Source organism: Paenibacillus sp. NRS-1781 (genome assembly GCF_050467745.1).
Classification (GTDB): Bacteria; Bacillota; Bacilli; order Paenibacillales; family Paenibacillaceae; genus Paenibacillus; species Paenibacillus terrae_A.
In genome coordinates this window covers 100,304-122,467 of the sequence record NZ_JBITPI010000035.1, presented here as the reverse complement: position 1 = coordinate 122,467, position 22,164 = coordinate 100,304, and the positions used below count along the sequence as shown (strand labels likewise).

The window sequence follows — 22,164 nt, the reverse complement described above, 5'->3', positions numbered from 1 at the left end:
TTGTTTTTTTATGCTAACGTCATTGTTGCAATCCTTCTTTTATAAAAATATTTATATTTTTGCGATATAATAGAAGTAATATCATTGAAATATACCCTATGTGCAAAAAGAAAAGAGGTCGGTTATGCTTAACATTCTGATTGTTGAAGATGACATGAAGTTGCAGCATTTATTTTGTGTCATTCTTAAGAAAAATAATTATAACCCTATAGCTGCTGTGGACGGAGAGCAGGCGCTTGAGATCATGGCTCGCGAACATATCGATTTGATCATATCCGATATTATGATGCCGAATATGGATGGCTACGAGTTTACCAAGCTAGTACGCGATTACAACCCGACCATTCCTATTCTGATGATAACAGCCAAAGATACCTTTGAAGACAAGAAACAAGGGTTCCTGATCGGTACAGATGACTATATGGTCAAACCTGTTGACGTTAATGAAATGCTTTTACGGATTCATGCACTTTTACGCCGCTCTAAAATTGCAGCAGAGCACAAAATTCAATGCGGGAATACCAGCTTCATCTATGACAGTCTGACAGTAGCCTATGGTGGCAAAGAGCTTCTATTGTCCCAAAAGGAGTTTTATGTGCTTTATAAATTAATGTCGTATCCTAACAAAACATTTACCCGGCAAAATTTGATGGACGAAATATGGGGGATGAATACCGATTCCGAGGAACGGACGGTGGATGTGCACATTAATCGGATTAGGGACAAGTTAAAGGATAACCGAGATTTTCGAATTGTGACCGTACATGGCTTGGGATACAAGGCGGTGAAAAATGAAGAAAAACATGAAAAATAAACAAGCCGGTTTATGGAACCGCCTTGTATTCATTGTATTTGGTATATTAGTTGTGGCCGGAATTACAGCCTATTCCATTGTTTTTTTGGTATTGAATACGGATTTGTTCTATTATATGGAGTTTAACCTTTCCTTCTCCTTTGTAATAGCGTTGATTCTTAGCCTTGTTATTGGCACCGCTATAACATCCCAGGTGGGGAAACAAATTCTTACACCTATGATGAAGCTTAATTATGCTTCCAAGGAAATTGCAAACGGAAATTTCCGTGTGAAGATGAATACTGATACTAAAATTAAAGAAATCGAGGAAATTTTTCTGAACTTCAATCAAATGGTGGCTGAATTGAACAGCATTGAAATGATGAGAAATGATTTCGTTGCCAATATCTCTCACGAATTTAAAACGCCCCTAACCGCAATTGAAGGGTATGCTACTTTATTGCAGGACAATGAGTTAGCAGATGATGAACGGCTGCAATATATCCAAATAATACTTGATAGCACCAAGCAGCTCAGCACGATGTCGTCCAATATTTTGAGGCTTTCCAAGCTGGAGAATCAAGATAAAGTCACTGATAAAACGCTCTACCGTCTTGACGAGCAAATCCGTCAAGTGCTGCTTTATTTTGAAAAAGCGTGGTTGGATAAGGAACTTGAATTGATATTGGACCTTCCCAAAACGTTGTTTTATCAAAACGAAAATTTGCTGATGCAAGTGTGGATCAATCTGTTATCAAACGCCATTAAATTTACTCCCTCGTATGGCAGCATTCAAGTTACTTTAATAAAGAGGGAAACAGAGATCTTTGTTTCGATTAAGGATAGCGGTATTGGCATGACTCAACAAGTAAAAAAACATATTTTTGAAAAGTTTTACCAAGGAGATCGATCGAGATCAAAAGAAGGAAACGGCTTAGGTCTTGCGTTGGTTTATCGTATCGTTTGTTTATGCAACGGGAAAATCCAGGTAAACAGTGAACCAGACAAAGGCAGTGAATTTATCGTGACGTTTTCATTTGATGAGTCCCAGCTGATTGAATAACATCAACCGACGTTTTTTGCTCCAACAGGAGTTGAAAGACCAATGAACCAAATTGAACCGCTATCAACAAGCTACTTTTTGGGACGGACAAGCCGCGCGTGCAACCAAGTCCAAAGAAGGGGAAGTGCCGTCTCATCGTTGCACCGGGTTTAGACGTACAGTACATTAAAGCTGGTACCTAGACATTTGGTGTAGATGAGACCGTCCCACAAGCACTAACCAAGGAATAAATATATTTAGAGGCATACTTTATTGTCATTATTCATAAAGGCACCATCATAATGTCAAAAGTAGGGGGAGTTTAATGTCGCTGCACAAATAAACGCACAACTAATATACAAACAAAGAGGTTTTCAAATAACCTTATACTTATGTACAAAATACGAGTTTTGTGAATAAGTATTGCTTGCTCATTCCAATCAGCGACTTTTGTCTCTTTTGAAAATACTTCTCCTGATATTCCATCCACAGCAGCATGGATTGTTATCTCAACGTAGAAAGAAGCACCTTTAGCTCCTTCTCATCCAGATGTCTCCATTTCCCTCGTTCCAGCTCGTTCAAGGTAATATTCATGATTCGAATACGCTCCAGCTTCAGTACCCTGAACCCCAAAGCCTTGCACATTCTGCGGATTTGCAAATTCAGGCCCTGGGTCAAAATAATACGAAACTCATATTCACCCTGCTGGTAAACGTCACATGGTTTAGTGATGACGTTTAATATTTCAACACCGCGGGACATAGCCTGCGTAAACTCGCTTGTAACAGGCTTGTCCACGGTCACCACATATTCTTTCTCATGACCATGCTCAGAACGCATCATTTTATTAACGATATCTCCGTCATTCGTTAGTAAAATCATCCCCTCCGATGCCTTATCCAGCCTGCCAATGGCAAAAATCCGTGAATGGAAGTTTACATAACTAATAATATTGCCAGCAACCTGTTCCGCTGCCGTACACACAATGCCGCTGGGCTTATTCAGGGCCAAATATACAGGCTTTCTATTATTAACCGGAATCGTTTCCCCATCAATCAGTACGGAATCCTGCGGCTCTACATTCGCTCCAGCTTCGCAAACCGTGCCATTAATCGTGATTCGCCCGGCTGCAATCAATCTATTCGTTTCCCTGCGTGAGCAGAATCCCGTTTCGCTTATGTACTTATTAATTCGCACTATTCACCTGCTTACTTCGAATTAAAAACACCTGATTGCTTTTGCCAAATCAGGTGTTCACCTTTTTGAACTACGATATACTTGCCCGGCTTACTTACTTCTGCCGCCGCTTTTATTACCACTTGGTTTGGTACTGCCGCCTTTTGCGCCGCCTGCGGCTTTACTTCCCGGCGCACCTGTAGAAGCGTTTTTTACCCTTGTGGGCTTCGCTGTTTTGTTCCAACGTGTCCAGCCCTTACTACCTGTACCTCTGCCAGTTCCGCCGCCCTTACTTTTTGCACCCATATGATCACTCCAATAGTAGTCGTTCAGATTTAACTAAGCTATCATACCATTACTTCGGATATAATGCCTGCTTGTTTTTAAAATATATCTCTGTGAAACAAAGACTCGAAGCAAGCTCACAGCTCATATCGGTTAACGCCCTTTGGGTTATATATGGATCAGCTGGCCTTCGACAACAAATAAAGGAAATAAGGCGTCACCAGGATCGTGATAATGATGCCTGTCGGGATATCTGCTCCAAAACTGATCGTGCGGGTGATCGTATCCGCGATCAGAATGACCAGCGCCCCTACCAATGCCGTGGTAGGCAGCAATAGCTTATGATTAGGCCCTACCAGCTTGCGCGCCAGATGTGGACTAACCATCCCTACAAAAAAGAAGTTCCCGCCAAGGGCTACGCTACCAGAGGCGAGTGCCACCGCAGCAATAGTAAGACCAATAAATTCCCCTTTGATCGCTACACCGAGTCCCGATGCTGTCTGGTTCCCCAAGTTCAACGCATTAAGAGTGTACGACTTATAAAAGACGTAAAAACTAATGATGAGCACCCAAGGAAGCAGGACCATAATGTAGCTCCAGTCATCTCCCCACAGGCTTCCAGCCTGCCAGCGCAAAGCAAAATCATATTGCTTCTCGTCCAGCTTCAGTGTAATCATTAATGACAATGCGGAATAACCACTGCCCATAGCAACGCCTGTTAAAATTAAGCCGGTTGGTGAAATTTCTTTCCTCCGCCTATAGGCGAACAAGAAAATAAGAATTGCGGCTACAATGCCCCCTGCAAAGGCCAGTCCCGGCAGGACGATGGGCGAAAACAATCCCTCACTGGCGAATACAGTAACATACAAAAGTACGAACAAGCCAGAGCCGGAACTGATTCCCAGCGTACCAGGACTGGCCATGTCGTTTTTAAGCAAGCTTTGCATAATACAACCCGAAATAGCCATACCGATGCCGACCAATATACCTAGAACGATACGCGGCAGGCGAAAATCAAACACAATCAGATTCTGCTTGCGAGTCCCTTCACCAATGATAACCTTGAATACTTCCATAGGGGACAGATTCATCTTGCCCACATTCATACTGAGTATCGCCACCAAGATCGTCAGCACAACTAACAATACAATAATCCCTATACTTCTGGCAGTTGCATTGCGAGGCTGGTTCAACTAAACTCCCTCCTTTGCTTACGCACAAGGTAGAGAAAATAAGGTACACCCACCAATGCAAAGATAATACCCAACGGTGTTTCATGGGGACGGTTAATAAGTCTTCCCAATAAATCCGCTGCTACTAAAAAAACTCCACCATACAGTGCTGAAGCCGGAATGATATACCGATAATCCGTTCCGACCAGATGACGCATGATGTGCGGTACAATCAGACCCACAAAACCAATGGGACCCACCACAATGACAGAAATCCCTGTGAGCACCAAGACAATTAAGGTCGAAAAACCTTTGATTCTATTGGCATGAATACCCAAGCCTGATGCTACATCCTCTCCGAAGCTTAAGATCGTGATGGAGGGAGAAAGAATAATGGCACAGATTACACCCAATATGAATAAGGGCGCAATGATAGCCAATTCGTTCCACTGGGCACTGGCTGTACCACCTGCTGTCCAATAATCAAGTGCTTGGCCGATCTTATATTTAATAGCAATAAAAGAACTAAACGCACCAAAAAGCATGGAGATGGACATTCCAGCTAACACCAGACGCTGAGGGGTCATCCCCCGTTTACCTATAGATGCAATATAATACGTAATTCCAGTAGTCACTGCCGCACCCATACAGGAATACAGCATGGTTTCTGCATAGGTACGACCGGGTAAAAAGGCCATACATAACGCGATAGCAAATGTCGATCCTGAGCTAATACCAATGAGCCCAGAGTCTGCCAGCGGGTTGCGGGTAGTTCCCTGCATAATGGCCCCGCAAACCGCCAGACTGCACCCTACAATGATGTCAGCCACCGTACGCGGGAAACGCAGAGTGTGAATAATCTGATGCTCTGTAATACCAGGATCAAACTGAAACACAGCGCCCCATGCTAATTTCAGGCTCATTTCCGCGGCTCCAAAGGTAATAGAAGCTGCGGTTACCAGCAGCAGTAGGATCAGACCTAAGATCATGTATCCTATAAAATGAAGTGTTCCTTTTTTGTTTTGCTCTTTGTGAGTAGACATACATTACATCCTTAATGGGTCAATTATGCTCTGCTTACTTCGTCTTTTCCAGCAATCTGTTTGTAATATAGTCCAATTGCCCCGTCATGCTCAAAACGTCAGAGTAGTAGAACAGGCCTGCATAATCCGCTGGAATCTCGATGATATTCCCATTTTTCACGGCCGGGATACTGCTCCATATTTTCGTTTTGGCAAACTGAGATTCCTTGCCTTCCTGCTTGAACCAGAGGACATAGTCGCCAAAATATTCAGCAGCCACTTCATAGGATAAAGACCCTCTGCTCTCTCCTGAATCCTTAACTAACTTTTCGAGTTTTTCCGGTTTGTGAAGTCCGATATAGTTATACAGCAACGTTCCGCCGCGTGAGCCTGTTTCATAATATACTCCGTAGGAGTCGCTACCCCAATCCTCGAATATGCTAAAGGTTTTGTCTTTGAAAATGTCGGATTTTAATTTTTCTTTAGCATCATTGAGCTTGCTTTCAAAGGTAGCAATCTCCTTGTCCGCTTCTGCCTCATGACCTGTGGCCTGTCCTAAGAATTTAACCCGTTCAAGTGCTGTCATTTTATTTTCAGGCATCACCAAGACGGGCGCAATTTTGGACAGCTTGTCATAATCCTTAGTGTCATATGTAATGATCAAGTCAGGATCATACTTCATAATTTCCTCGGATTCCCACTTTTCAATATTTGGAACTCCATTTAGCTTATCAAAAAAAGGCATGGTTTTTTGCGACCACCCTGATACCGCGGCTGGTGTCAAGCCCAATGTAAATACGTCCCCAATATACCAGTTGACCACCACACGTTGAGGATTGGCAGGTACCTCAACATCCCCCATGACTGTGGATACGGTACGGGTACCGGTGTCCGTACTTGCCTCCTTTTTTGTGTCGGTGGTTTCCTGCTTGGCTGAGGACTCGGAGGTCCCTCCAGCGTTGCCGCAGCCCGAAAGAACCAAGATCCAAACAGTAAATACACATAAAAACATGCAAACCCTCTTGTTCATCTTGCTATTCATTCTTTAAACCCCCTTTAGTTTATAGTCATTGCAGCGTTACTTAGAATTATCGATATTGATAATCATTATCACTAATATAAAATTGTAAATTTCTCCTTGCTGCTTGTCAACCCTTTCTTCGAATTTGTTACTTTTGTATCACAAAATACATTCGTCTGCCTGCGATACTTGTAGTATTTATGTTTATGTACAGGTAAATAATAAATGTTGAAACCACAGTCTGTTCAACTAATTAACCCGAAGGAGTGAATCGCATGTCCATTGATGTTTACCTTAATTTTAATGGGAACTGCCGTGAAGCAGCGGAATTTTACGCAGAAGTATTTGAAACGGATAAACCAAAAATCATGACCTTTGGTCAAACGCCGCCTAACCCTGAATATCAGCTGCCAGAAGAGGCAAAAGATTTAGTCATGCATACACGCCTTGATATTGATGGGAGTAATGTTATGTTTTCCGATGTTTTTCCTGGCATGCCTTTTGTTGTCGGGAACAATATAAGCCTCTCCTTCGTCAATAAGGACATTGATAAAATTAAATTACTATTTGATAAACTGAAAGAAGGTGGAGAAGTAGGCATGGAGCTTCAAGAAACATTTTGGAGTAAATGCTATGGCAGTCTTAAAGACAAATTCGGAATTGAGTGGCAGTTGAATTGTGAAAGTGAAGAAACAGGCGAGGAAGTTCCTGAAAAATAGATTGGAACAGCTAATGTGGAATTTTTCTATTTCAGGATTTTGCAAATTCCTCATTTAAGAAAAATTCCACATTTTTTGTATAGAGAGAATTTGTCTGAAGCTAAAAGTCACCGTAACTGAGAACTGCGGACGCTATTCAAGGTAATCAAGTTGTTGACAATCTACCGGGCAAGTACCATTTGGGAATGTAGGTTTGAAATTCATCATAGGCATCCAACACCAACTCAGCGCGATGCACCCTATCGTCAACCTCTTCTTGTCCAAACGGAATCGCCCAGTGAATAGATGAGAGTTGGTTGCTTGCAATATACAAGGCCATTAATCTGAAAAATAAATCAGGTACATGATGATTAAAATAACCGTGGATACGACCCGAAGCGAATAATGGGCTTACGCCTGCACACCAGGTAATACGATTGAATTCTTCCCAAGGATCGCCATAATCCAGTCTGTTAGTCTGTTAAAATCAATGATACCCAGTTCACCAGATTGGGTGATCACCATGTTCCCTACATGATAGTCTCCATGCTGAAAAGTTTGAGGACGATCTTCTAATAGATGACGATTTTGCTCAATAAAGTGGATCGCTTGATCTGCTCCCCTAAAGGGAATGCCGCAAGCTATATAATTGGTGATATATCTGTTTATTTTGGCATTATAATATTCAGCCCAGGGTACTTGATTTGGCTCCGCAGGAATGTCATGCATTTTTCTCAAGATTTCACCTGCCTGGACCCCGAGTTGATACTGATCGTTAGCATTTAAGGCGGGAATCATTTTCTCTGCATCCTCTCCCTCAATCCAGGTAAATAAGGAATATACTTACTCTTCATGATTACAAATCCCGAAATCAAGTGGTCGGGACATTAAAATATCCTTTAGAAAGTCCAGCTTTTTAACAGATTCATACTCCCATTTTTTCTTTTTATATTGGGCTATATCCGATACTCGAAGTAGTAGCCCCCTGTTATCTTTTGTTTTGATATCGTATTTTTTATCTTTGGACCAGCCTTTATGGACTTCTTCTACTGTATCCCATGTATGGGCATCCGGAATTTCGCTAAACATGTTAATCATCTCGTTACACCTCCTGTGGGACAATAGGCTCTTGCTACGCTGATAGGCTTATTTCAAGCCCAAGTCAGTAGTAGCAAAGGAGGTCAATACTTAGTAAGAATAAGAAAACTCATTTTTGAATTCATCCACCCGTTGGATGATGTGCAGAATATTCCGACCTTCACGGGTACCATCAATAATACGACGAGCTTGTTTACTGTCTCCGATATTCACGACTTCCACTTGATATTCCTTACCGTATTCGAGCAAGCTGTCCATAAGCGGACTGAATGAGCGCATTCCCAAGCATACGAAACCGAGATCAAAAGGAATCTCAAACTCCTGTTCTCCGTGTTTTACTTTGAAACGGTCGCTGCATACTTCTGTCAAAGCAGTTTCCGTATGAACGTTCACTTCCCGCTCCTCAACCATTTTCATCATGGAAATACGAGTAATCATATCCAGATCTTTGCCCAGTAACGGCATCATTTCAATAATGGAAACCTTTTGAGCACCACGTTCTGCGTAATATTCGACAACGTCCAATCCCACGGCTCCGCCACCTACTACAACAATACGTTTGCCTTCAAACTCTTGGAAGTTCTCCATATTGTGCAAAAGATCAAAGATAGAGAATACTTTGGAACCCGGTTTACCCAATTGATCATGCAATCCCGCAATCGGCGGAAGCAGTGGTTTGGCACCTGTTGCATTGATAATAATATCAGGATTTAAAGCCGTAATCATCGGCAGATCCGCTTGGGTTCCTGTGATAATATCCAGATTGGTCAGTTGTTTGGTGCGTTGAATCAGATAATCTGGGAAATCATGAATACGCGTTTTGTCCGGCAATCGGGCAATATCACGAGCCAAGCCACCCAATTCTGGTTTTTCTTCAAAAAGGGTTACTTTGCAGCCTACTTCTGCCGCTGTACATGCCGCTTCCAGTCCTGCGGTACCGCCACCAATCACAACAACTTGAACGTTATTCTTAACGTGTTGTTTCCGGTATTCAGCTTCTCTGAACAGGTCAGGATTCACCGTGCAGCAAATCGGTTTACTCTTGGAAATACGGTGATCGGCACAGCCGATGTTGCAGGAAATACATTTTCTAAGCAATTCTTCATGGCCATTCTGCACTTTAAGCACCCAGTTCGGTTCTGCGATCAATCCTCTTCCCATCGCCAGAAGGTCAGCGTCGCCTCTCTCCAAAATATCCTGCGCAGCTTGCGGACTCCGAATATTACCTGAGGTCATGGTGACCTTACCGAATTTGTCTTTTACCGCTTTGGCCATATAAGAGCGCCAGCCATCCGGCAGGTTCATTCCATCAATCTGGAACTGGATGGAATCATTCAGAGCAGCAGACACGTTCAGAATATCTACCTCAGCATTCAAATACTCCAGCAATTCCAAGGTGTCCTCCAGTGTGTTGCCGCCTTCTGTGAACTCTTCCGCACTAAAGCGTAAGCAGATCGGGAAGAATGGGCCAACCACCGAACGAATTTCATCAATCACCAATCTGGCAAACCGTGTGCGATTTTCTGCGCTGCCACCAAATTCATCCGTACGTTTATTATACATAGGGGACAGGAACTGACTCAGCAAGTAGGAATGGCCCGCATGTATTTCCACGCAGTCAAAGCCAGCCCGTTGCGCTCTTCCCGCTGCCTCTCCGTATTTGCGAACAATGGCGTAAATTTCTTCTTTTTGCAAAGGTCTTGGAATCGCTCCACCCTTTTTGGAAGGAATATTCGAAGAAGAAACAGGCTGAACTCCATTCAATCTCCCAACGTAAGCGGAAGCACCTGCGTGGTTAATTTGGACAGAGACGCAAGCTCCATAAGAGTGAAGGGCTTCTGTTAATCTAAACAATCCGGGAATAAACTGATCATTATCCATACGCAACTGGGTCGTTCCGTTCGTACCCATTGGGAAATCCAGACAAACATTTTCTACGGTTATCAGACCGGTACCACCCTTGGCCCGTTGCACGTAATAGTCAATATGATCCTGAACGAAGCTTCCATCCATAGCCGCAAAGTTAGTGCCCATCGGTGGCATAACAATCCGGTTTTTTAACGTCATGCGACGTATTGTCAGAGGTTCAAAAATAGCAGGATAGTGGTTCATGGTTCTTCCTCCTTGCGAGTTTGTAGATTTCATGTTCAAGTTTTCATTAAAGCATTCCCACATGTGATTTTTTTCACTTTGAGGAACGTCGAGGTACTTTTGAGTACGACCGTTCCTTATAACTTGATTTTATATCATCCGATCCATAAATTCTAATGCTATTTTATGTGCTAAATCATAGTTTAAATCTATATGTTTTCACTGAAAATGAAGGCAAAGCTGTAAATATTCAATAAATCGTAACTTTCTACCGTGTAACAAAATCATTTTATAGGCTATATTAAATTTTAAGTAATAGTAACAAGGGAGGCTTATTCATGTTCAAAAATGCTTTTAAGACATTTGGCATCATTGGTAATATTGAAGCGATTTCATATCTGTTGCTCGTATGTATCGCTATGCCGCTTAAATACGCAGCCGGGATGCCGCAAATGGTAAGGTGGGTCGGTATGATCCATGGTATACTGTTCGTGACTTATGTAGTTGCGATTGTGGCCATGCTGATTTTGCGAAAGCTTTCGGTACTGCAAGGGCTTGTCGCCCTGATTGCCTCATTGCTGCCATTCGGGCCTTTCATTTTTGACCGTAAGGTACTGAAGAAAGCCGAAGCGCGCGATAATGGTGCTACTCCGGTAAAAGCTACATAGGGAAGTCAAAGAAAAGACTCCGTTGACATAAGGATTCTATAGCACAAAAAACACGGCTTTTTCGAGGTTACATAACCCCGGAACGGCCGTGTTTTTGCTCACGTTAACTTCCTGACTTTTCCAAGCTGTGATAATAGTCATTCGAGAGATCATCCAGATGATTGCGCTTGATATATCCTGCTACCGCCAAATAAGCGAATAATCCGAACAAACAGCAGCGCTTATGTAAAATGGTATATAAACCCTGCTTAATCTCTTGGGTAATTCACACTCATGATATCCATAAAAGGAACTTTGTCCGTTTCACCATTACTCTCTACATGCACCCTGCCCGTTCTCGGGTCCATTTTAACGATCTGCCCGCGGGTTGTCTCTTGGCGCCCCCATACGGTCAACACAACTTCGGATTGCTCTTGCTGCGCTTCTGCAAGCTGGTTCCCAATTTCCTCCAGCACAAATTCATCCCGGGTAGGCCGTTTGGCCACCTTCGCCTTTGCCACTTGCTTTCACCCTTCCTTTACTGCAAAATCAAATTCATTCCATTTTACCATACTTTTCATCATTTGGTGCTGGTAATCTGAGTTAATTCGTGGCACTTGCGTATAAAAAAGAGCCGATTTCTCACGAACAAGAACATCGACTCTCAAAGCTGGTCAGCCAGAAAGCAATTCCATATCCTTTTTTATTTGATCAGCTGTGGAATGTAATCCGCTACATTATAAATAGGTGCACTGCTCTGCTGAGTAAGGGCCAGAATTAAGGCGCCTTCCAGCATGGAAATAATAAGTACCGCCAGACTATGTGCCTTTTCCTCTGTCCATCCCGCTGTCTGAAGACGCTCCATATAGATATGTTGCCAATCTGTAAACGTATTCACGCAGGCACGCCGCAACGACTCGCTGATGCAGGAAGTTTCCGCAGCAGCCCAAAATCCCATAGGCATAAAGCCATTAAAGTTCGTTTGGTCCGCTTCCTCAGCTGTATTGCGGATGAAATCCTGTATGGCGAGCACAGGGTCCTCTTTCCCTGATAGCGTTTCTTTCAACTTTTTCTTAATAAACTCATTTCCTCTTCTGATGCACTCCAAAGCCAATTCCTCTTTGCCACGCGGAAAATAATAATAAAGCGAGCCCTTCGGTGAGCCACTCTCCGCAAGAATCTGATTGAGTCCGGTAGCATGGTAGCCCTGATGAAAAAAGAGCTTGGAAGCGGTTTGTACAATATTTTCATATGATTCGGGTTTAGCAGCCATATACAGCATCCTTATAATATTTAAATTTTTTTTGACAAAAAAATAACTTCACGTTTATTATATATAGACCGATCACTATAATTCAATACCCATCAATTTTATTGGAGGAACAAAAACAACATGAGTACAATGAGTCAAACAAGCTCTCCGTCTGATCCCAAGACGTTCAAGGTGCTGCCTATTATGATTGCCCTGCTGCTTAGCGGCTTTATCGGAATGTTCAGTGAAACGGCGTTGAACATTGCGCTGAATGATTTGATGCAGATTTTGCACATTACAACAGCAACAGCCCAATGGCTGACCACGGCCTTTCTGCTGACACTCGGTATTTTGGTACCTGTATCGGGCTTGCTGCTTCAAACCTTTACGACAAGACAGCTTTTCGTCACATCACTGCTGTTCTCTATTGCAGGCTGTCTCGTTGCTGCGTTGGCACCAACCTTTGCGGTGCTATTGATCGCACGCATTCTTCAAGCCGTCGGTACGGCGCTGTTATTACCGTTGATGTTTAATACGATCTTGATCATTTTCCCGGCTGAAAAGAGAGGCGCAGCTATGGGAATCATCGGATTGGTTATTATGTTTGCTCCTGCGGTGGGACCTACGATTGCGGGCCTGGTGCTGCAAAATCTGTCCTGGCACTGGATTTTCTGGATTTCCCTTCCTTTTCTGATTCTTTCGTTGATTTGCGGTATCCTGTTTATGCAAAATGTTTCGGAGATTACAAAGCCGAAAATTGACATTCCATCTATCCTGTTATCTTCTATTGGCTTCGGTGGCGTTGTGTTCGGTTTCAGTAAATCTGGAGAAGGCGGCGAAGGCTGGGCTAGCCCGGTTGTTTTGCTCCCTCTGATCATCGGAGTGGTATCCTTGATTCTGTTCTCTGTACGCCAGTTAAAAATGAAGCAACCGATGTTGAATTTGCGCGTCTTTAAATATCCGATGTTTGTTATCGGCGTTGTGATGGTCTTCCTGTGTATGATGACGATCCTTTCTACAATGCTGATTCTCCCACTCTTTTTGCAAAAAGGGCTGGCCCTGTCCGCGCTGTCCGCAGGATTGGTGCTTCTGCCCGGCGGAATTATCAATGGTCTGTTGTCACCCATCATGGGTTCCCTGTTCGATAAATTCGGTCCAAAATGGCTCGTTATTCCGGGACTTGTGATCGTTGCCGCTGTCTTGTTTTTCCTATCCGGCATCACGACAACATCAGCTCTCGTACTCATAATTGTGCTGCATAGCTGCCTGATGATCGGCATTTCCATGATCATGATGCCTGCTCAGACGAACGGTCTGAATCAGTTGCCGATGGATCTGTACCCAGATGGTACAGCCATTATGAGTACGCTCCAGCAAGTTGCCGGTGCAATCGGTACAGCCGTGGCGGTCAGCATTCTCTCCAAGGGCATGGAAAGCTATTTGAGCCAATCCAGTATGCCGAAATCTGTAGAAGAATTGGCGAATGCTATGGCGTTTGGATCACAGAATTCTTTCTTCTTTGCCATGATCGTCAGTGTAATTGGATTAATTCTTGCGTTCTTCATTCGCAGAGTTCATGTAGAAAAAGGCGCTGCTCAAGCTCCCATGCATTAATAGATAATTTATAGCTATCTATGTTCAAAAATATCCTAAAAGTGAAAAGGCTGCTGACCTATCTCCATGGTCAAGCAGCTTTTTCTTTATGATCCTATATACATATTTATATAATTACATATTTACAAACCTTCCCCATTTGGTTACGATATGCTTCATGAGATAAAGTGTAAAGATTACGATTAATATCAAGGAGGAATATCTGTTGTTTAAGAATCAGTATTTTAAACTCTTCATGCTGTCGGTACTGGCAGGGACGATGGCAGCGTGCTCTTCAGCACCATCAGCTTCAACCTCTCCATCTGCTGCAAATGCACCACAAGATAAAAGTGTTACCCTATTGTTCAATGTGCAAAGCCCTTCTGTAGATCCTCATACGGATGTGAATTACACAGCCGTTCGTGCGGGAGTGAGTGAAACGCTTGTCAAGGTGAGCAAGGATCTCAAGCTGGAGGCTTGGCTTGCAGAGAAATGGGACAGTAAGGACGGACAACACTGGACCTTCAACATCCGTTCAGGCGTGACCTTCCATAGCGGTAAAGCTGTCGATGCCGCTGCTGTCAAAGACTCTCTGGAAAGAGCACAAAAACTCAATCCATCGGTTAAAAATGCGCTGCATATCCGTGATATGCAAGCAGATGGTCAGATTTTAAACATCACGACAGACAGGCCTTTTCCGGAATTTGTATCTGAGCTGGTTCATCCGAATACGGCGGTGATAGATACCACTTCTACAGGTGATCTTCCATCAGGGACAGGACCGTTCAAGGCCACCAGCTTCCGCGCCGGAAGTGAACTGAATCTGGATCGTAATGAGCAATACTGGAATGGCGAAGTGAAGCTGAAGCATGCCAAATTCATGTTTAACGAAGACGCCAATGCACGTCAGCTTGCCTTTCAAGCCAAGGATGCCGATATTGTGTACCGCCCGCCGATTGAAAGTCTTGAATTGCTGAAAGCCGATCCCACCGTTAAGGTTGACTCTCTTCCCAGCCTGCGGACGCATCAGCTCATTTACAATATGAATAACAACGATCTGAAAAAAACGACGGTGCGCAAAGCATTCGATAGCCTGATTAATCGGGATGAGATTGCCAGCGGTATTATGTCCAGTCAAGGAACCCCTGCTCAAGGTCCATTCTTGTCTGACTTTCCTTTTTCACCAAAGTATACTACGAAAAAGTTTGATTTGACTGCTGTGCGAGAAGGCTTCAAGCAGGCTGGATACAAAGTGCAGGATGGTAAAGTTACAACGCCCGAGGGCAAGTCGCTTCATCTTACATTACTGACTTACCAGTCGAGAGCAGAACTCCCACTCATTTCACAGCTGATTCAGGCTAACGCCAAGGAGCTGGGCATAACGATTGATATCCGCCAGGTTGATAATATCGACGAATACCTTGCGGCTAATCAGGATTGGGATTTGGCGACTTATAGCAGTAATACTGCCCCGCGTGGCGATGCAAGTTACTTCCTGAATGCGACTTACATGCCTGAGGGAGCGTTGAATTATGGACGTGTGCATTTACCGAAAATGGAAGCTCTGATCACGAAGCTGAACATGACGGTGAACGAGGAACAACGTAACAAGCTAGCGCTGGAAGCCGTTGTACTAATTGATCAAGAAAACCTGCAATCCTTCCTTGTTCATCCGAATAACGTAGTGGCCTATCGAAATTACGTACATAACTGGGTGACAAGTCAAAGTGAATACTATCTGCTGACTCAGGATCTGGATGTGAACTAAGATGCTCAAATCCATTGGCAAAAAGCTTTTCGAACTTGTATTGTTCTTTCTTATTCTCTCCTTTGTCAGCTTCTGTCTGCTCAAGCTTGTTCCAGGCGATCCCGTCCGGAGCATTCTCCGGGTAGATGATGTCGCGGTGTCCAATCAGCAAATTGCGGATATGCGCAGTCAACTGGGACTGGATCAACCGTTACCTGTGCAATATGGCAAGTGGCTGATTCAATTACTTCAGTTTGATTTTGGAAAGTCTTATTTAACCCATCGTCCGGTATTCACAGAGTTCATGGAAAAGCTGCCTTATACACTTCTCCTTACTGGAGCCTCCCTGTTCATCATGCTGCTGATTGCTCTTCCATTGGGAACTCTGTCAGCGTTGTATCGAAATCGCTGGATTGACAGCGTCAGTCGCGTATTTGCCTTAATCGGCTCCTCGATCCCAAGCTTCTGGATGGGTCTCTTGTTTATGGAGTGGTTTGCGGTTAAACTGCGAATTTTACCGTCCATGGGAGAGGGAACCGTTTTTCATCTGGTGCTCCCTTCCCTTACCTTGGGGCTGGCAATGTCTGCTGTCTATGTACGGATGATTCGTGCTAGTCTGATCGAAAGCTCGGGACAGGACTTTATTAAGGCAGCACAAGCACGTGGAATCGGTCCGTTGCGTATCTTTTCCAGGCATATGTTCCGTCACAGTCTTGTGCCACTCATTACGGTGTTCAGTGAGAGTATAGGCAGCCTACTGGGAGGTACTGTGGTAATCGAGGTGCTGTTTGCCTATCCGGGGCTGGGCAAATGGATTGTCGATGCCATTGCTGCGAGGGATTACCCGATTATTCAGGGCTATACGCTATTTATGGCCGTGTTTATCGTATGCATCAATATTTTGGTAGAACTGTCCTACCGTTGGGTTAATCCTGAAATTGCTTTGAAGGAGAAACGATGATCATGATAAAATCCATACATGCCGAATACAGGCAGCTCATCAAGATGCGACTGTCCAAACCGTGGATCGTAACGCTCTCCATCCTGTTCATTCTTGCAGCAATTGTAGTGCTTCCCCTTCTTGCCCTGCAAGATCCGTACCGTGTCCAGATGGGGAATCGACTCCAACCGATCAGTGCTATACATTGGCTGGGAACTGACCATTTAGGCAGAGATATGCTGTCAAGGGTGATGTCAGGACTTCGGATGACTGTCGGAACCAGTTTGTTGATATTGACCGTTTCACTGGTTGTTGGGGTTCCACTCGGGCTACTGTCCGGGTTTGTTGGAGGCTGGATTGATCGCGTATTCAAGCGGGTGATTGATGCTTTTATGACATTACCTGATTATATCTTTGCCATTGTACTGAGCGGCCTGCTCGGGCCGGGCTTATTGAATCTTATTTTCGCCGTGACCGCAGTAAAATGGGTTAGTTATGCACGGCTCGTGCGCAGTATCGTTCTGGCTGAGAAGCAAAAGGATTACATTTCATTATCCATACTGGCGGGTACATCCTCCCTGCGAATTGTCATGCGACATATTCTGCCCCACACGATCGGGAATGTACTGGTACTGGCTACGCTGGATATTGGCAAAATCATTTTGATGATTGCCTCTCTGTCCTTTTTGGGCTTGGGTCCACAGCCACCGATTCCCGAATGGGGCACAATGCTGAATGAAGGGCGAGCATATTTTCAAATAGCTCCCCACCTGATGCTAGTTCCCGGGGTTGCTGTCTCACTTACGGTACTCCTGGCGAATGTCCTGGGAGACAAGCTTCGTGACCAATATGATGTCAAAACCCGGACGGAGGTGTGAACCGGTTATGCTGTCTATTAAAGACCTAACGATTCAGACCAAAGCAAAAACGATCGTAAACCGGCTGGAGCTTGCCGTTCGTCCGGGGGAATGGTTTGCTCTCGCCGGAGAAAGTGGTAGCGGAAAAAGCATGACCGCGTCTGCCATCGGCGGTCTTCTTCCCTCTTCCGTTACAGCCAAAGGGATCATTGCGTGGAAGGAGAATAATTTACTTGCCCTATCAGCCAAACAAATGCGTTCCTTGCTAGGCAATGAAATCTCTTATATTTTTCAAGACTATCACGGGGCATTCACCCCCTTCCTTCGTATTGGAAGCCAGTTGGACGAGCTGATACGTGCCCATGGCAGACAGGATCGTAAAGCGCGCAAACAACGCTGTATCGAGGTGCTGGAGCGTGTACAGCTTCCTGCGGAGCGTGTGTATCGCAGTTATCCGTTCCAGCTCAGCGGCGGACAGTTGCAACGAGCCGCTATTGCTGCTGCACTGCTGCTGGAACCAAAGCTGCTCATTGCCGACGAGCCAACAACCGCGCTCGATACACTGACAGCCCACCGGGTTCTCCAACTCATCAACCGGATACGGATGGAAACAGGGATTTCCGTATTGTGGATCACTCACGATCTACGGCATGTCCGCAAGTATGCGGACCGAATCGCGGTGATGCGTACAGGTTCACTGGTGGAGACTGGAGAGACGCAAGCCGTACTGGATCATCCTTCGCATCCGTATACACGCCGGCTGCTAGCGGCCATTCCGCCATTGTCTCCAGGCGCTCCCGCACGTTTGCCCTACAGCACCGAAGAACAGACCACACCAGATAGGAGCGGATCACTTGGATAATGAAGCATTACCTCCTCAGCGGCTTGGCATTTCCAAGCCCGTTGTCACTGTTTCTGGTTTGACGAAGGCTTACGCAGGGGGAAAAACTGTGCTGCAAGATATCTCTCTGTCGATTTCCACCGGAGAATGTCTGGGTGTCGTCGGGGAAAGCGGCAGCGGAAAAAGTACGCTCGCTCGCTGTATTTTGACGCTGGACCCGTTGGATCAAGGCGAGCTGGTGCTAGATGGGCGTGCAGTCCGGGGATTAAAGCGAAGCGAATTAAAGCGTATTCGTAGCAGACTTGGCGCCGTGTTTCAGCATCCAACTGCGGCTTTGAACTCCAGACTGACGATCCTGCAATCGTTGATGGAACCGCTGGATCAGCTCAAAGGCTATGTTCCCTCCTATATGAAGGGTATGCCTTCGGGACGTAGGAACATGGCTGAGCACTTGCTCGGTATGGTGAAGCTTCCCTCCAGCTATCTGGATAAGTATCCCCATCAGCTCAGCGGCGGGGAGAAGCAACGCGTAACCATTGCGCGTGCCATCAGCACCGAGCCGGATTTTATCGTGCTGGATGAGCCGACGGCCAGTCTGGATGTGACCACACAGGCCACCGTTTTAAATCTGCTAAAGGATTTGCAGGATGAACTGGGATTGGCATATCTATTTATTTCTCATGACCTGGCAGCCGTGCACTTTATGAGTGACCGGATCATGGTTATGAAAGATGGCAGTGTCCTTGAGCATTTTCCCAAGGAAGCTTTATTTCACTCAGATCGCCATTTCTATACACAATCGCTACTGGAGGTTTTTTCAACATGTTGCCTTCCCACAGAGCCTATCTTGCTTTAGCCATTCCTTTAATTATCTCGACGATTACAACCCCGCTACTCGGTGCTGTGGATACAGCGGTAATCGGTCATTTGAGCCACTCTGCCTATTTGGGCGGTGTGGCAGTAGGCACTCTTATTTTTAATACTTTATATTGGCTGTTTGGCTTTCTGCGAGTCAGCACATCGGCTTTTACGGCACAGGCGGCCGGGGCTAAAAATAACGACCAGGGTATAGCCGCCCTCATGCGTCCGATGGGGATTGCTTTGGTGATCGGTGCGTTGTTCATTCTGCTGCAAAAGCCGATCCTGCTAGCCTCCCTCCAGCTTATCCATCCTGCTGAGGATGTGGCGACGCAGGCATCGATTTATTTTAACATTCGTATTTGGGGAGCTCCCCTCACGCTGGTGAACTATGTACTGCTCGGCTGGCTAATGGGATTGTCTCGCGTAAAGGCTACACTGTTTTTGCAAATTTCCATGAATGTTATCAATATGGTGCTGGCTATTGTATTCACACAAATCATGCAATGGGATGTAGCTGGTGTGGCTGGCGCTACTCTAATTGCTGAGGTCCTCGCATGTGTACTTGGTTTTGTGCTGGTGCTTCGTTCGTCGGTCTGGAAAGAATGGAAGCGCAGCGGACATCGGGATTGGCGGGGGTGGTTTGGAGCTTCTGAGCTGAAAAATGTCATGGCAACGAATCTGGACCTTATGATCCGCACAGCCTGTCTGCTGACGATGTTTAATCTGTTTACATCGCGCAGTGCGGGCTTTGGAACCGATCAGCTTGCGGCGAATGCTATTTTGCTGCAAATCCACTACCTTATGGCTTACTTTTTTGACGGATTTGCCAACGCAAGCAGCATTATGACAGGTCAGGCCCGGGGTGCAAGGGATCAAAAAATGCTGCAAAGAGTGATTCATTTATCCTGGTTCTGGACGATTGTAACTAGCGTGCTGACGGGTGGGCTGTATTTTGCACTGAAGGAGCCGCTTATTCGTCTGTTTACCGATAACGCTACGGTGATTAGCCTTACGGGTCCATATAACGTTTGGCTAGTCGCCTTTCCACTGGCCGCCGGACTGGGTCTGGTCTTCTACGGTGTATTTACAGGTATGACGGTGACGTACCCAATCCGTAATTCAATGCTCATTTCATTGGTCTTCTTTTTGATTGCGCTGTTCTGGTGCGTTCCCCACTATGGGAATCATGGGCTTTGGCTCTCGTTCATCGTATTTGCTTTAGGGCGGTCGCTGTTTCTTGTGATCTATTTGCCTCGGTTGCAGAGGATATAGCTTGCTAACGAACGTGTTAATGCGTGCTTCTATGACCGCTGCGCGGACGGATCATTCTTACGATCGCCCTTGTCTCCAGATTTACACCGCTGAGTATGATTCAATAAATCTGGAGACAACAGCGATTGGAGCAACGTTCCGTTCGCGGAGCGTCCACCACAAACACCTGCTTTACATCGCACATAAAAGTAAAGGATGTCCCATCAACCATCTACATGATGGCGTTGGGACATTCTTTTATTTTAGGAGAAGCCTTGAAACTAACGTATGCCAATACCTCTATTCGCCCTTAGGAACAGTCAAGCCCAAACCTTCGGCTACACGGCGTCCGTACTCAGGATCAGCCTTATAGAAATGTCCAATCTGACGCAGCTTGATTTCATCACTTTCCACCGGCTTCATCGCACCCACGATGTTTTGTACCAGACGCGCCCGTTCTTCTTCGCTGAGCAAGCGGTACAGATCGCCCGGTTGAGTATAGTGATCATGATGATCATAACCCACACTTTGTGCTTCTCCACTCACTTCAAAAGGAGCGATGTTGTGCGCTGGAGACTCTTTCGGCCCACCGAGGCTATTAGGCTCATAATAGACCGATCTGCCACCATTGTCGTCACTACGCAATGCACCATCACGTTGATAGTTGTGTACTTCCCCATGTGGTCGATTGATCGGTAATGAATTGTGATTTGCGCCTACACGGTAGCGATGTGCGTCTCCGTAGGCAAACAGGCGTCCTTGCAGCATTTTATCCGGAGATGCTTCAATACCTGGAACGAACGAACCCGGAGAGAACGTTGCTTGCTCTACTTCTGCAAAATAATTCTCAGGATTGCGATTTAATACCATGCGTCCCAGCTCGATCAGCGGGTAATCCTTTTGCGACCATACTTTCGTCACATCAAATGGATCAAAGCGGTATGTGTCCGCATCCTCCACAGGCATCATTTGCACATGAAGCCTCCATGCAGGGAAATCACCCTTGTCAATGGCATTAAACAGATCTTCGGTATGATAATCCGGGTGTTCACCGGCAATTTTGGCAGCCAGTTCTACATCGAGATTTTGAACGCCTTGCTCTGTTTTAAAATGATATTTCACCCATACCGCCTGCCCTTCGGCATTGACCCACTTGAACGTGTGGCTACCGAATCCATGCATATGTCTGAGTGTAGCGGGAATGCCGCGATCGGACATCAGAATACTTACTTGATGCAGCGATTCAGGAGATAAGGACCAGAAATCCCAAACGGCATTAGGGTTTTTCAGATGAGTTTGGGGGTGACGTTTTTGCGTATGAATAAAGTCCGGAAATTTGATAGCATCCCGGATGAAAAATACGGGTGTGTTGTTACCTACGAGATCGTAGTTGCCTTCCTCGGTATAAAACTTCACCGCAAAACCACGCGGGTCGCGTACCGTATCAGACGAGCCTTGCTCACCGGCAACCGTAGAAAAACGGATAAACATCGGTGTGCGCTTGCCTACCTCAGATAAAAAGCTTGCTTTTGTATAGGCAGATAAATCCTTAGTGACTTCAAAATAGCCGTGCGCCCCTGCGCCCTTGGCATGAACCACACGCTCCGGCACACGTTCCCGGTTAAAATGCGCAAGCTTTTCCAGTAGATGCACATCCTGAATCAATATAGGTCCGCGTGATCCAGCCGTTATAGAATTTTGATTATCACCGACAGGAGCGCCCCAGCTGGTAGTCAGGTTGGTTGGTTGTTTATTCATCATTGAAATCACCTCTTGA

The 22,164-nt window shown here is 45.3% G+C and carries 20 protein-coding genes and 1 pseudogene; 11 read left to right on the top strand and 10 right to left on the bottom strand.

Annotated elements, in window-relative coordinates; translation table 11 throughout:
- Positions 1-124: 124 nt before the first annotated feature.
- Together ACIFO6_RS13735 and ACIFO6_RS13730 are read left to right on the top strand one after the other, a co-directional pair.
- On the top strand, positions 125-814 hold the full coding sequence (locus ACIFO6_RS13735; protein WP_430041206.1) for a response regulator transcription factor: 690 nt from the start codon (positions 125-127) through the stop codon (positions 812-814).
- Positions 792-1,856 (top strand): sensor histidine kinase, encoded by a 1,065-nt coding sequence (locus tag ACIFO6_RS13730; RefSeq protein WP_430041204.1) that lies wholly within the window; start codon positions 792-794, stop codon positions 1,854-1,856. The genes ACIFO6_RS13735 and ACIFO6_RS13730 overlap by 23 nt, the downstream gene beginning before the upstream one ends.
- A 483-nt stretch (positions 1,857-2,339) precedes the next feature.
- Here the strand turns inward: ACIFO6_RS13730 and ACIFO6_RS13725 are convergent, their stop codons facing one another.
- The 5 genes from ACIFO6_RS13725 to ACIFO6_RS13705 all read right to left on the bottom strand — a co-directional run bounded on the left by ACIFO6_RS13725 (position 2,340) and on the right by ACIFO6_RS13705 (position 6,532).
- Positions 2,340-3,032 (bottom strand): pseudouridine synthase, encoded by a 693-nt coding sequence (locus ACIFO6_RS13725; protein WP_430041202.1) that lies wholly within the window; start codon positions 3,030-3,032, stop codon positions 2,340-2,342.
- Between the two features lie 90 nt (positions 3,033-3,122).
- Entirely contained in the window at positions 3,123-3,317 is a 195-nt protein-coding gene (locus ACIFO6_RS13720) for a DUF3934 family protein (RefSeq protein ID WP_430041201.1), read from the bottom strand.
- 158 nt (positions 3,318-3,475) lie between these two features.
- Positions 3,476-4,489 carry a FecCD family ABC transporter permease gene (locus ACIFO6_RS13715; RefSeq protein ID WP_430041200.1) on the bottom strand — a complete coding sequence of 338 codons (1,014 nt, stop codon included), beginning with the start codon at positions 4,487-4,489 and terminating at the stop codon, positions 3,476-3,478.
- On the bottom strand, positions 4,486-5,511 hold the full coding sequence (locus ACIFO6_RS13710; RefSeq protein WP_430041199.1) for a FecCD family ABC transporter permease: 1,026 nt from the start codon (positions 5,509-5,511) through the stop codon (positions 4,486-4,488). Before ACIFO6_RS13710 ends, ACIFO6_RS13715 begins: the two co-directional genes overlap by 4 nt.
- 34 nt (positions 5,512-5,545) lie before the next feature.
- The gene (locus tag ACIFO6_RS13705) at positions 5,546-6,532 is read right to left on the bottom strand and encodes an ABC transporter substrate-binding protein (RefSeq protein ID WP_430041198.1); all 987 of its coding nucleotides are present in this window, start codon (positions 6,530-6,532) and stop codon (positions 5,546-5,548) included.
- A gap of 254 nt (positions 6,533-6,786) precedes the next feature.
- Here ACIFO6_RS13705 and ACIFO6_RS13700 point away from each other — a divergent pair, with 254 nt between their 5' ends.
- On the top strand, positions 6,787-7,230 hold the full coding sequence (locus tag ACIFO6_RS13700; RefSeq protein WP_430041196.1) for a VOC family protein: 444 nt from the start codon (positions 6,787-6,789) through the stop codon (positions 7,228-7,230).
- 145 nt (positions 7,231-7,375) lie between these two features.
- Here ACIFO6_RS13700 and ACIFO6_RS13695 read toward each other — a convergent pair.
- Both ACIFO6_RS13695 and ACIFO6_RS13690 read right to left on the bottom strand, forming a co-directional pair.
- A pseudogene (locus tag ACIFO6_RS13695) lies at positions 7,376-8,307 on the bottom strand (aminoglycoside phosphotransferase family protein).
- A 90-nt stretch (positions 8,308-8,397) separates the two neighbouring features.
- Positions 8,398-10,419 (bottom strand): FAD-dependent oxidoreductase, encoded by a 2,022-nt coding sequence (locus tag ACIFO6_RS13690; protein WP_430041195.1) that lies wholly within the window; start codon positions 10,417-10,419, stop codon positions 8,398-8,400.
- 317 nt (positions 10,420-10,736) lie between these two features.
- On the opposite strand from ACIFO6_RS13690, the gene ACIFO6_RS13685 reads away from it, so the two are divergent.
- The gene (locus ACIFO6_RS13685; RefSeq protein WP_430041193.1) at positions 10,737-11,066 is read left to right on the top strand and encodes a DUF3817 domain-containing protein; all 330 of its coding nucleotides are present in this window, start codon (positions 10,737-10,739) and stop codon (positions 11,064-11,066) included.
- A gap of 248 nt (positions 11,067-11,314) precedes the next feature.
- On the opposite strand, the gene ACIFO6_RS13680 is transcribed toward ACIFO6_RS13685, so the two are convergent.
- Positions 11,315-11,566, bottom strand: a complete 252-nt coding sequence (locus tag ACIFO6_RS13680) for a YolD-like family protein (RefSeq protein ID WP_014281611.1) — start codon at positions 11,564-11,566, stop codon at positions 11,315-11,317.
- Positions 11,567-11,748: 182 nt separating this feature from the next.
- Positions 11,749-12,318 carry a TetR/AcrR family transcriptional regulator gene (locus tag ACIFO6_RS13675; protein WP_430041192.1) on the bottom strand — a complete coding sequence of 190 codons (570 nt, stop codon included), beginning with the start codon at positions 12,316-12,318 and terminating at the stop codon, positions 11,749-11,751.
- A gap of 129 nt (positions 12,319-12,447) precedes the next feature.
- On the opposite strand from ACIFO6_RS13675, the gene ACIFO6_RS13670 reads away from it, so the two are divergent.
- From ACIFO6_RS13670 to ACIFO6_RS13640, 7 genes are all read left to right on the top strand, one after another.
- Entirely contained in the window at positions 12,448-13,911 is a 1,464-nt protein-coding gene (locus ACIFO6_RS13670) for a DHA2 family efflux MFS transporter permease subunit (protein WP_430041234.1), read from the top strand.
- A gap of 205 nt (positions 13,912-14,116) precedes the next feature.
- A complete protein-coding gene (nikA, locus tag ACIFO6_RS13665) occupies positions 14,117-15,658 on the top strand; it encodes a nickel ABC transporter substrate-binding protein (protein ID WP_430041191.1) in 1,542 nt (513 codons plus the stop codon).
- A 1-nt stretch (position 15,659) separates the two neighbouring features.
- Positions 15,660-16,598 carry a nickel ABC transporter permease gene (nikB, locus tag ACIFO6_RS13660; RefSeq protein WP_430041190.1) on the top strand — a complete coding sequence of 313 codons (939 nt, stop codon included), beginning with the start codon at positions 15,660-15,662 and terminating at the stop codon, positions 16,596-16,598.
- Positions 16,599-16,600: 2 nt separating this feature from the next.
- Complete coding sequence (nikC, locus tag ACIFO6_RS13655; RefSeq protein WP_430041189.1) at positions 16,601-17,455, top strand: nickel transporter permease; 855 nt, start codon at positions 16,601-16,603, stop codon at positions 17,453-17,455.
- Positions 17,456-17,462: 7 nt separating this feature from the next.
- The gene (locus tag ACIFO6_RS13650; protein ID WP_430041188.1) at positions 17,463-18,296 is read left to right on the top strand and encodes an ABC transporter ATP-binding protein; all 834 of its coding nucleotides are present in this window, start codon (positions 17,463-17,465) and stop codon (positions 18,294-18,296) included.
- The gene (locus ACIFO6_RS13645) at positions 18,289-19,131 is read left to right on the top strand and encodes an ABC transporter ATP-binding protein (protein WP_430041187.1); all 843 of its coding nucleotides are present in this window, start codon (positions 18,289-18,291) and stop codon (positions 19,129-19,131) included. Before ACIFO6_RS13650 ends, ACIFO6_RS13645 begins: the two co-directional genes overlap by 8 nt.
- Positions 19,098-20,408: an MATE family efflux transporter gene (locus ACIFO6_RS13640; RefSeq protein WP_430041186.1), complete on the top strand. Its 1,311-nt coding sequence runs from the start codon at positions 19,098-19,100 to the stop codon at positions 20,406-20,408. The genes ACIFO6_RS13645 and ACIFO6_RS13640 overlap by 34 nt, the downstream gene beginning before the upstream one ends.
- Before the next feature lie 279 nt (positions 20,409-20,687).
- Here the strand turns inward: ACIFO6_RS13640 and katA are convergent, their stop codons facing one another.
- Positions 20,688-22,145 (bottom strand): catalase KatA, encoded by a 1,458-nt coding sequence (gene katA, locus ACIFO6_RS13635; protein WP_430041232.1) that lies wholly within the window; start codon positions 22,143-22,145, stop codon positions 20,688-20,690.
- Positions 22,146-22,164: the final 19 nt, after the last annotated feature.

What these genes read in the sequence shown, in the direction of transcription:
- ACIFO6_RS13735 (WP_430041206.1), top strand. Translation starts at nt 125, where the DNA reads ATGCTTAACATTCTGATTGTTGAAGATGACATGAAGTTGCAGCATTTA.
- ACIFO6_RS13730 (WP_430041204.1), top strand. Translation starts at nt 792, where the DNA reads ATGAAGAAAAACATGAAAAATAAACAAGCCGGTTTATGGAACCGCCTT.
- ACIFO6_RS13720 (WP_430041201.1), bottom strand. Translation starts at nt 3,317, where the DNA reads ATGGGTGCAAAAAGTAAGGGCGGCGGAACTGGCAGAGGTACAGGTAGT.
- ACIFO6_RS13710 (WP_430041199.1), bottom strand. Translation starts at nt 5,511, where the DNA reads ATGTCTACTCACAAAGAGCAAAACAAAAAAGGAACACTTCATTTTATA.
- ACIFO6_RS13705 (WP_430041198.1), bottom strand. Translation starts at nt 6,532, where the DNA reads ATGAATAGCAAGATGAACAAGAGGGTTTGCATGTTTTTATGTGTATTT.
- ACIFO6_RS13700 (WP_430041196.1), top strand. Translation starts at nt 6,787, where the DNA reads ATGTCCATTGATGTTTACCTTAATTTTAATGGGAACTGCCGTGAAGCA.
- ACIFO6_RS13690 (WP_430041195.1), bottom strand. Translation starts at nt 10,419, where the DNA reads ATGAACCACTATCCTGCTATTTTTGAACCTCTGACAATACGTCGCATG.
- ACIFO6_RS13685 (WP_430041193.1), top strand. Translation starts at nt 10,737, where the DNA reads ATGTTCAAAAATGCTTTTAAGACATTTGGCATCATTGGTAATATTGAA.
- ACIFO6_RS13675 (WP_430041192.1), bottom strand. Translation starts at nt 12,318, where the DNA reads ATGGCTGCTAAACCCGAATCATATGAAAATATTGTACAAACCGCTTCC.
- ACIFO6_RS13670 (WP_430041234.1), top strand. Translation starts at nt 12,448, where the DNA reads ATGAGTCAAACAAGCTCTCCGTCTGATCCCAAGACGTTCAAGGTGCTG.
- nikB (WP_430041190.1), top strand. Translation starts at nt 15,660, where the DNA reads ATGCTCAAATCCATTGGCAAAAAGCTTTTCGAACTTGTATTGTTCTTT.
- nikC (WP_430041189.1), top strand. Translation starts at nt 16,601, where the DNA reads ATGATAAAATCCATACATGCCGAATACAGGCAGCTCATCAAGATGCGA.
- ACIFO6_RS13650 (WP_430041188.1), top strand. Translation starts at nt 17,463, where the DNA reads ATGCTGTCTATTAAAGACCTAACGATTCAGACCAAAGCAAAAACGATC.
- ACIFO6_RS13640 (WP_430041186.1), top strand. Translation starts at nt 19,098, where the DNA reads ATGTTGCCTTCCCACAGAGCCTATCTTGCTTTAGCCATTCCTTTAATT.
- katA (WP_430041232.1), bottom strand. Translation starts at nt 22,145, where the DNA reads ATGAATAAACAACCAACCAACCTGACTACCAGCTGGGGCGCTCCTGTC.